The sequence below is a fragment of the Acidithiobacillus sp. TH-A35 genome, assembly GCF_057473505.1.
This window is the reverse complement of the sequence record NZ_JBYCKR010000146.1, coordinates 1-9,387: the sequence shown is the minus strand read 5'-3', so window position 1 is coordinate 9,387 and position 9,387 is coordinate 1. Positions and strand designations below refer to the sequence as shown.

At 59.1% G+C, this 9,387-nt stretch carries 12 protein-coding genes and 1 pseudogene; 2 read left to right on the top strand and 11 right to left on the bottom strand.

Going from position 1 to position 9,387, the window contains the following annotated elements:
- Positions 1–251 (top strand): annotated as a pseudogene (locus tag AC2VNK_RS05100) (hypothetical protein); the annotation flags it as partial.
- Positions 244–555, top strand: a complete 312-nt coding sequence (locus AC2VNK_RS05095; protein WP_486883054.1) for a zinc ribbon domain-containing protein — start codon at positions 244–246, stop codon at positions 553–555. The pseudogene AC2VNK_RS05100 and the gene AC2VNK_RS05095, both read left to right, overlap by 8 nt.
- A gap of 81 nt (positions 556–636) precedes the next feature.
- Here the strand turns inward: AC2VNK_RS05095 and AC2VNK_RS05090 are convergent, their stop codons facing one another.
- The 11 genes from AC2VNK_RS05090 to AC2VNK_RS05040 all read right to left on the bottom strand — a co-directional run.
- Entirely contained in the window at positions 637–1,005 is a 369-nt protein-coding gene (locus tag AC2VNK_RS05090; RefSeq protein ID WP_486883055.1) for a hypothetical protein, read from the bottom strand.
- Between the two features lie 63 nt (positions 1,006–1,068).
- Positions 1,069–2,085: a CDP-6-deoxy-delta-3,4-glucoseen reductase gene (locus tag AC2VNK_RS05085; protein WP_486883053.1), complete on the bottom strand. Its 1,017-nt coding sequence runs from the start codon at positions 2,083–2,085 to the stop codon at positions 1,069–1,071.
- 74 nt (positions 2,086–2,159) lie between these two features.
- Positions 2,160–2,765 (bottom strand): ribonuclease T, encoded by a 606-nt coding sequence (gene rnt / locus AC2VNK_RS05080; RefSeq protein ID WP_291520908.1) that lies wholly within the window; start codon positions 2,763–2,765, stop codon positions 2,160–2,162.
- Between the two features lie 7 nt (positions 2,766–2,772).
- Positions 2,773–3,552, bottom strand: a complete 780-nt coding sequence (locus AC2VNK_RS05075; RefSeq protein WP_291520910.1) for an ABC transporter permease — start codon at positions 3,550–3,552, stop codon at positions 2,773–2,775.
- Positions 3,549–4,259 carry an arginyltransferase gene (locus tag AC2VNK_RS05070; protein ID WP_486883052.1) on the bottom strand — a complete coding sequence of 237 codons (711 nt, stop codon included), beginning with the start codon at positions 4,257–4,259 and terminating at the stop codon, positions 3,549–3,551. Before AC2VNK_RS05070 ends, AC2VNK_RS05075 begins: the two co-directional genes overlap by 4 nt.
- Before the next feature lie 2 nt (positions 4,260–4,261).
- Positions 4,262–4,987 (bottom strand): leucyl/phenylalanyl-tRNA--protein transferase, encoded by a 726-nt coding sequence (gene aat / locus AC2VNK_RS05065; protein WP_486883051.1) that lies wholly within the window; start codon positions 4,985–4,987, stop codon positions 4,262–4,264.
- Between the two features lie 45 nt (positions 4,988–5,032).
- Positions 5,033–5,929: a protease HtpX gene (gene htpX / locus AC2VNK_RS05060; RefSeq protein WP_486883050.1), complete on the bottom strand. Its 897-nt coding sequence runs from the start codon at positions 5,927–5,929 to the stop codon at positions 5,033–5,035.
- A 116-nt stretch (positions 5,930–6,045) separates the two neighbouring features.
- Positions 6,046–6,750, bottom strand: a complete 705-nt coding sequence (bioD, locus tag AC2VNK_RS05055) for a dethiobiotin synthase (RefSeq protein ID WP_291520918.1) — start codon at positions 6,748–6,750, stop codon at positions 6,046–6,048.
- On the bottom strand, positions 6,747–7,625 hold the full coding sequence (gene bioC, locus AC2VNK_RS05050) for a malonyl-ACP O-methyltransferase BioC (RefSeq protein WP_291520920.1): 879 nt from the start codon (positions 7,623–7,625) through the stop codon (positions 6,747–6,749). The genes bioD and bioC overlap by 4 nt, the downstream gene beginning before the upstream one ends.
- A complete protein-coding gene (gene bioH, locus AC2VNK_RS05045; RefSeq protein ID WP_486883049.1) occupies positions 7,622–8,383 on the bottom strand; it encodes a pimeloyl-ACP methyl ester esterase BioH in 762 nt (253 codons plus the stop codon). The genes bioC and bioH overlap by 4 nt, the downstream gene beginning before the upstream one ends.
- Positions 8,380–9,387, bottom strand: a 1,008-nt coding sequence (locus AC2VNK_RS05040) for an aminotransferase class I/II-fold pyridoxal phosphate-dependent enzyme (RefSeq protein ID WP_486883048.1), incomplete at its 5' end; no start/stop codon positions are given. The genes bioH and AC2VNK_RS05040, both read right to left, overlap by 4 nt.

Below are 9,387 nucleotides of genomic sequence, written 5' to 3'. Positions count from 1 at the left end.
CTGATGAAATCAGCCGCAGTGCAGACATGTTCTGGCAAATGCTGGGGGCACTGTCGGGCGAGAGACTCATCAGCGGCGAAATACTTGCGCAACCGGTGGCAGCAAGCACCTCCCTATATAACGCAGGACTCAGCATGGGGCTTGGCCTGGCGGGTGCGCTGGTATTTATTCTTCCCAATGTGGTGTTCCTGCTGGGTATGGCACATATCTATATTGAGGCTCTTGAACTGGTAGCACCGGAGGATGTCTAATTTCGCCATGAAAAAATGGATACGCCAACTGGAAATTGAGAAAAACCGCTGCCAGAGTTGTGGCATGCCGCTGCAGTTTGATCCCCAAGGCGGCGGGACGGAGGCCGACGGCAACCATAGCACCCGTTACTGTAGCTATTGCTATGCGGCGGGTCAGTTCAGGGAACCGGAACTGACGCTGGGCGCCATGCAGCACCGTGTCCGCCAACTGATGCGCAACCGCAATGCCCCATGGTATATCCGCGCTTACATGGCGCACCGCGTACCAACGCTGGCGCGCTGGCGGGGATGCAAAAAGCGTTAGTGGAATGCCTTATTACAAAAGGCCCCCGCATGCTCATCGCTTCGGGGGCCTCTGTACGCGAAAAACCGCTCAGATTGGGGATTAAATCGCGGAACGGGGACGACGGCCGCGACGGGGCTTCAGTTCCTGCATGAGCGCGTTTCCACGGCTATCCAACTCACCCAACAGATGGCCATTATCACCCACGCGGTCACGAACTTCAGCGACAGCCGCAAGAATCTGCGCAGGCTCCCAATCAGGCACCAGACGAGAAATGCGGTCCATCAACGACCGTCGTTGCGCTTCACGCTCACGACGTGCGCGCGGGTTTTCCTGCAAACTCCGCTTCTGCTGTTCGAATTTTGCCAACTGCTCACGCAGCCGCATCTCTGTCTGGCGTTGCTTCTCTTCTAAATCCGCCAGACGCTCTTCTGAGGTACGGCGGTGACGTTTTTTTGCTTGCGCTTCCATAGTCATTCACTCCTTAAAAATTAGGTTGCCATGGCGGACGAAATCACCAACATAGTAATTATGTCAGCTTGTTTTTGCTTTGGCAAATACAAATGCATCGGCAAAAATATGTTCTCGATCCAATCCTGCTCCCTGTAAAGCGTCGGATAAGGAAAACACCATATCGGGATGCCCACAAATATAGGCATCGATTGCGCCCGCGTCTGGAAAATCATGAATGACTTGCGCGGTAACATAACCGGTAGCTCCCGACCAGGAAGCATCCGGACGAGATACTATCCGGGTTACCTGAAAGTGGTCATGACGCGACTGCCATTCACTCAGTAAGTCCTGACAATAAAAATCCTCCGCATGGCGTACACCCCAATAAAAATGGATCGGACGTACGGAGCCCTGCGCGAAGAGAGACTCGAGCATACTCTTGATAGGTGCAAAGCCAGTGCCGGTGGCGACCATCAGCAAAGGACGAGTGGATTCCTGACGAATAAAAAAGGTGCCTAACGGGCCTTCAAAACGCAGGATGTCCTTTTCTTTCAAAGTACCGAACACATGCCCGGTAAAGGCGCCGCCAGGCACTTTTTTAATGTGTAGTTCTAGCAGCGCATCGTCGCCGGGCATATTGGCGAGGGAAAAACCCCGCCTGCCGCCATCTTTCAGAAGGATGTCGATGTACTGCCCGGGAAGGAACTGCAGGCGCTCCGTAGCAGGAATTTTTAGAAAGAGCGCGCGCACATCAGGTGCCAAATCCACTATTTTGACTACTCGCGACGGCAGGGTTTTGATCTGAATATCCCTGGCGGCGCCGATCTCCCGGACTTCTATCGTCACGTCGGACAAGGGCACTGCCTGACAGAAGAGCGCCAGCCCCGCCTCCTTCTCCGCAGCCGACAACGTTTTTTCTTCCACCTTCCCGTAATCTACTTCTCCGCTGAGAATACGCCCCTTGCAGGTCGCACAGGTACCATTGCGACAACTATAGGGGATGTTAAAACCGTGCCGTAGAGCCGCCTCCAGGATGGTTTCATCACTATCGCAATCCATCTCGTGGCCACTGGGTTCAATATGCAGACGGTAAGGCATAAGCACATCCTCTCATAACAATTTAAAATATTTCGGCGGACATTCTAACAGATGCGCGGCAGGTTGACCGTGCTTCAGGGATACTCCCGGTTGAGATCATAGCGATTCACAATGCGGCAGAATAATTCCGCCGTCTGGCGGGCATCATAGAGCGCCGAATGCGCCTGCGTGTGGTCCCAATCCAGACCTGCGGCCAGAGCGGCCTTGGCCAGCACGGTCTCACCATAAGCCAACCCAGCCAGACTGACGGTGTCAAAGGTACTGAAAAGATGAAAAGGGTTATTTTTAACGCCCGTCCGCTTTTCTGCTGCCTTGATAAAGGACAAGTCAAAAGAGGCATTGTGCCCCACAAGAATGGCACGCCGGCATTGAGCTGCCTTTATAGCCGTGCGCACCGGCCTGAAAACTCCGCGCAAGGCTTCCTCCTCGGAAATCGCGCCGCGCAACGGCTGAAATGGATCGATACCAGTGAATGCCAATGCTGCCGGGTCAAGCACAGCCCCGGCAAAGGGCTGCACATGAAAGTGGTGCGTGGCTATCGGCCGTAACTGCCCCACTTCGCCGCCGATTATAATCGCAGCCACTTCTAACAAGGCATTACGGTCAGGATCAAATCCTGACGTTTCCACATCGACCACTACCGGCAAAAAGCCGCGAAAACGTCCGGCCAAAGCCGCCATTAGCGTATTACCCCTCAATACGTTGAGAAAAAACCAGAGCGCGTGGTGCGGCCAGCAGGACCGCGGTGGAGACGCTCAAGGTTACCGACGCAGTCAACATCACCATCACTACCAATTGCATGGATACCGCAGCAAGCGGTGCCATGCCCGCCAGAATCATGCCTGCGGTAATTCCCGGAATATGAATCATGCCGACACTTTTCAAACTGTCGATAGTCGGGATCAATGCGCTGCGCACCACCATACTATACAGGTTGCGCATGGCCTGACGATGATTGGCACCCAGCGCCAGCATGGCCAGCAACAACTCCTCGCGCTGGTCCACCTCGCTGCGCAGGCGGTTAAGCGCCAGCGATACCGCGTTCATCGCGTTGCCGATAATCATACCGCCAATGGGGACCAATGATTCGCCGCGCCAGAAGACCAAACCGGACAGGAGCATCCAACCGAGGGTGACGGTAGTCGCCACAGTAATGCTGACCACCCCGATCCAGTAGGCGTGAGGAATACCGGCACCACGCTTACGATTAAAACGACCAGCCATCAGGATCATGGCCACCAGAAAAAGTACCAGCAAAAACGGCTGGTGCTGGCGGAACAGCCAGCCCAGCAAAAACCCCATGATCCCTAATTGGACCATCGCCCGCGCCGCGGACCAGAGCAGTTCCTTGCCTACTCCGAGACGCTGCCAGGCAGACAAAGCCCAGGCACTGCCCAGGAGACCCATCACTCCCGCCATGGTCCACGGCGAGAAGGTGTTAAAAATATCCGGGGCTGCGTTGTTCATTCGCGTTTACACGCCTCTGACAGCAGACGCCAGTCACCCGCTACAAAGCCTTCCAGAGGCCGAAAGCGCTTTTTATAGTCCATTTTTGGGCTGCTGGCGACCCAGTAGCCGAGATAAAGGTGGGGCAAGCGCTGTTTCCTGGTCCATTCAATCTGGCTGAGAATAGCGAAAATACCCAGGCCGCGTTGCGGCAGATCCGGCGTGTAAAAGGTGTAAACTGCAGACACACCGCCGTCCAGCACATCCACCAATGCCACCGCTAGTGGGTGTTTATCCTGCTCAAAGACCAGCAGGCGGGCATCAACGCCACCGGTTTCCACAATCATTTCCCGATATAAGCGATCCGCGTGCTCATCCATGCCGCCTCCCGGATGCCGCCAGCACTGATACTCCGCGAAGAGGCGGGCGTGGACGGCATCCCATTGCGGAACCTGTTCACGTATTTGAATGCCCTGATTCCGCGCCCAGGTGCGGCGCTGGCCGCGATCCGGCTGAAACTCCGCGACGGGGATACGCACGGAAATGCAGGCATCACATTGTGGACACATCGGACGATAGGCCACCGGCCCATTGCGCCGGAATCCTTTCTGCAAGAGTTGGTCATATTGGCTGCTGCCCACCATCTCGCGGGGATCGCTGAGCACCAGGAGTTCTTCCTGATCTGGCAAGTAGGGACATTTCTGCAAAGCAGACAAATAGAAGGCCATGTCTAAAACATCTCGTGCAAAGATGACGAGATTTTCCAGTCGGCTGGTGGGTGTTGGGTGCGCAGATCGGCAAGGGCTTGCAAGAAATCGCGGCGCGGCAATTCGCGTGCACCCATGCTTTGCAGATGTGGGGTGATGAACTGGGTATCGATCAGGCTAAAGCCCCAGTGCTGGAGGTGACGCGCCAAGAGGACAAGGGCCAGCTTGGAGGCATCAGGTACCCGGCTGAACATGGACTCTCCAAAAAAGAGTCCGCCGAGGGCGACGCCGTAGAGCCCACCGACCATGCTGCCCTGCTGGTAGACTTCTATGGAATGCGCTGTTCCTGCGGCGAAAAGATCCAGATAGGCGGCACGCACCGCAGGAGTGATCCAGGTACCACCCTGTCCGGCACGCGGCTCCGCACAAGCGTCGATGACACCGGCAAAGTCGCTGTCCATGTGGTATTGCCAGTCCCTGTTACAGGCCGACTTGCGTAAACTGCGGCTAATATGTACCGCCGAAGGTTCCAGGACAGCACGGGGATCAGGGGACCACCAGAGAATGGGGTCCTCCTCGCCAAACCAGGGGAAGATGCCCTGCGCGTAGGCACTGAGCAGGCGCTCCCGGGATAAATCTCCACCGATGGCGACCAGGTTGCCGTCGGCCTGCTCCGGGTCGGGAAAAGGGGCTGACCGGTCATGACTGCGCAGGAGGACCGGACGTACGCCTTCAGGGCGCAACTGCACTGCCTCCTGCCTGCATCAAAGACCAATCCCCCATTTCGGTACTAACTACCGGTAACTATACCCGTTTTGAAGTGCTTGCAGGGCCGCCACCCGCGCTTCCAGACTGGGGTGCGTAGCAAACCAGCCGCGCCAGCTTCCGGAAATGTAGGCTGTCGCCATGGGATCGCGCACCACGTCATGCACCACATGCATGGCTTCCGCCTGCTGATGCAGCTTTTGCAGCGCCGAGACCATCGGGGCCACGCCCACCTGCTCGGCAGCAAAACGATCCGCCGCGAACTCCCGGCGGCGCGAAAACCAGGTGATGGGAATCAGCGCCAAGAAAGACAGACCAATCTGCAAAACTATGGACACCATAAAAGCGATCATGGGCCGGTCATCAAACTGCCGCGCGGCCAGCATGGACAGCCAGAATACAAACGTATTCATCAAACCTTGTAGTAAGGTGGTACTCACCATATCGCCATTGTATACGTGCCCCATTTCATGGGCCAGTACCGCCCGCACCTCATTGTCGCTGAGCAGGTTGACCAGACCACTACTCACCGCGACCATGCTATGATTGCGGCCCGGTCCGGTGGCGAAGGCATTAGCCTCGTCATTCCAGTACACCCAGACTTCCGGCATGCGGATGCCCAGGCGATTAGCTAGCTGTGCGACCGAGTCGTACACCAAATGTTCCTTGGCCGACTGTGGTGTGTCGATGCGTTGCATCTGCAGCCCAGCGCGCGCCAGATGTTTCGACATCAGCAGCGAAATAAAGGCGCCGCCAAAACCGATCACCAGCGCCCAGAGCAGATCCGCGTTGCTCACCGAGCCACGCAGGTCCACACCGAACAGCGGTAGAATAAAATTGACCAGAATGGTAAAACTGATCGACAGGCTGAAAAATATCAGCAGGTTCGTCACCACCAACAGCAATATGCTCTTGAATGATTTCATGACACGCACGCTCCATCAGAATACCTTGACCCTTCCCGCGATATAGCGAACCGTTCACCCCAACATCGCGGCTGATTGCCTTTTGTTTTTTATGGCAATGCGGAATCAGTCTAACATCAATATAAGGACGCAGGAAGAGACAGATAAGGACTCAGAACAGCGGCGGACCAGTGCGGGATATAGGGCAACACCCCCAGGCAAGGCGCCGGTAAACACTGTTGCAAGGTCTCCAGGGTGCCCTCTGCGACCGCAGGATTCAAGATGTTCGCCACCCATCCGGCGAAGGACAGGCCCCGTGTGCGGATGGCCTCGACACTCAGCAGGGTGTGGTTGATGGCTCCCAGCCGCAAACCCACCACCAGCAGCACCGGGAAATGTAGGTCCTCGGCCAGTTCGGCAAAGCCCCAGTCAGCGCCCAACGGCACGAGAAAACCACCCGCGCCCTCCACCAGCACGCAGTCCGTCGCCACGGATTGCGCCCGGACGAAGGCCACGACGCGCCCACGATCCACGGTGACGCCCGCCCGCTGCGCCGCCCAGTGGGGGGCCAGCGGCGGGTCGAAGGCGTAAAGATTGGTTTCGGTAATGCTGCGCGGGGGCTGGCTAGCGGCGCGCAAAATTTCCACGTCCTCCCAGGTACCGTCGACTCCGACCCCAGAGACAATGGGTTTGAGGGCCGCAACGCGCATGCCGTGACCGGCGCAGAGCCGGGCCAGCGCCGCCGTGACAGCGGTTTTGCCGACACCCGTGTCGGTACCGGTAATGAAAAGTCCGCGCGCCTGACGCACTTGCTGCTTCGGCGAGGGCTGTTCCTGCGTCACCGGCGGCGATGCCGTTGGATCAAGGGAAAAGCTACACCGCCGTCTGCATGCGGAAGGGCGCGCGGTCCGCTGCTCCAGGCATGTCCGTAGACGACTTCATAGGTGGCCGGCAGGCGGCCGTCGGCGCGAAAACCCTCGTAGGCCTGCCGCAGTGCCTGTAAACGCCGGGGAGTGAGCAGGCCACGGGCGCGACCTGCGGCGGCATTGGTGGCACCGATGTTACGCAGATCCCGCAGGAGATCGTCTACCACCGCATAGGTGAGCTGATAATGTTCTACATCCAGGACCGGCATTTCGTAGCCCTGACGCACCAAAGCATCGCCAATATCATGCATGTCGATGAAATGACTGACATGGGGCTGGTCGTCCACCGCCACAAAGGCCTGACGCAGTTCTTTGAGGGTATCCGGACCGAGGGTGCTGAACATGAGCAGGCCGCCAGGACGCAGCACCCGCGCAAACTCGCGTAACACCTGATCCAGATCATTGCACCACTGAATGGACATATTGGCGTAGAGTAGGTCGATGCTGGCCGTCGCCAGTGGCAAATTTTCCGCGTCGCCCTGGCAGAAATACTGACGCTGACGCCAGCCTTTGCGACGCCGCGCCTGCTGTAACATGTTTGACGCCAGATCCAGGGCGAGCAGCCGCGCACGGGGATAACGGCGATTGAGACGGCGGCTTTGCAAGCCGGTACCACTACCCATATCGAGTATCCATTGGGGTTCCAGCTTGACGAGGTCCAGTCGCTCAATGAGCTGCGCGCCGACCTGATCCTGCAAGACGGCACTGGTTTCATACGCGGCCGCTGCCTGCTCAAAAGCCCGCCGCACGGCGCGTTTTTCCATGAAGAAGGACGGGTTACCGGAGCTCATCCCCAGGTCTCCAGCAGCGCGTGGGTACAGGCTTGCGGATGCGACAGAAAAGGGACGTGACCAGCCTGTTCCAGGAGGGTAAACCGGCTGCCGGTCAGATGCTGGTGGAGATATTCGCTGGCACCGACGGGCACGATCCGATCCTGTCGCCCATGCACGATATGCACCGGCATGGGTAGTCTCCTCAGTTGGCTACGCAAATCCACCTCCCGCAGCAGCCGCAGCCCATCGGCAAGACAGGTCTGATCCGGCATGGGCCAGGCGCTGAGGCCTTCCAGAGCGCGGCGACCTTGTGGATCGTTCAACACTTGCAGGGCGAGGAAGCGCCGCCGGGTACCCTGGGGATCTTCGCGCAGGCGTTGCGCGAAATCCTCCAGAGTCGCGGCAGGAATGGCCGGAGACCAGTCGGGGCGCTGGCAAAAGGCGGGGGAACTGGATACCAGCACCAGTCCCTCCAATAATTCAGGGTGCTGCAAGGCGATGCCCAGGGCCAACAAGCCCCCGAGGGACCAGCCGAGCAACAGGGGCTTGGGGGCCTCCTGAGCAAGCATCTGGCGGAGACGCTCCAGACTGGCAGACCAAGCCAGGCCGGAGGGCGCACAGGGCGTCTGCCCGTGACCGGGGAGATCGTAGCTGATGCAGGTGAAATGCGCATCCAGAAGGGGCCGCCAGGAAGCGAAGACCCGGCTTTCCATCCCCCAGCCATGGAGCAGCACCAGCGGGCGCCCCTGACCACTGACCAGACGCGCCCAGCTCATAAGACCTCCCGGAGCGCGGTAGCCAGAAGCTCGATATCATCGTGACTGTGTGCCGCACTGAGGGTGATACGCAGACGGGCACTATCGGCAGGCACCGTCGGTGGCCGCACCGCTGGACAGTAAAGGCCGGCACGGCGCAATTGGGCGCTGACGGTCAGCGCCCGCCGCGCATCGCCCAGCAGGAGGCCCTGAATAGGTGTCTCGCTGGCCAACCAGGGGGCGTCGGGCACTTGCGCACGCAGCTGCTGCCGGTACTGTGTCAGGCGCTCGCGCCGGGCATCCCCATGCCGTAAAAGGTCGAGCGCGACGAGGGCGGCAGCCGCCAAGGCGGAGGGCAGGGCGGTATGGTAGATGAAGCTGCGGGCGCGATTGCGCAGGAGATCCACCACGTCCTGACTCCCCGCCACGAAGGCGCCGTAAACGCCAAAGGCCTTACCCAAGGTGCCCATGATGACGTCTATCCCGTGGATGTCCATGTTCCAGTGCGCGGCAGTGCCTTGCCCCTCCGTCCCCAGCACTCCAAAGGCATGGGCTTCGTCGAGGATGATCCCTGCGCCATACTGCTGCGCCAGGGTGGCGAGCTCAGGGAGCGGGGCGATATCGCCATCCATGCTGAACACCCCGTCAGTGATGATCCAGGCCCGTCCCCGGCCGCCGCGTTCCAGCCATTGCGCCAGATGCGTAATGTCGCCATGCCGGTAGCGATGCAGGTGCGCACCGGAGAGGCGCACCCCATCCACCAGCGAGGCGTGGTTGAGACGGTCGGCATAGACGCGATCACCGCGTCCGACCAGCGTGGAGATGACCCCCAGATTGGCCAGATAACCGCTACCGAAGAGCAGCACCGCCTCTACCCCCAGCCAGCCGGCCAGGGCGTCTGCCAGCGCCGCATGGGCGCGCCGCTCGCCACCGAGCAGGGGCGCCGCACCAGCCCCTACCCCGCCATGCTGGATCTCGGCGATGGCGGCGTCACGTAAGGCCGGTTCTGCGCTCAGGCCCAGATA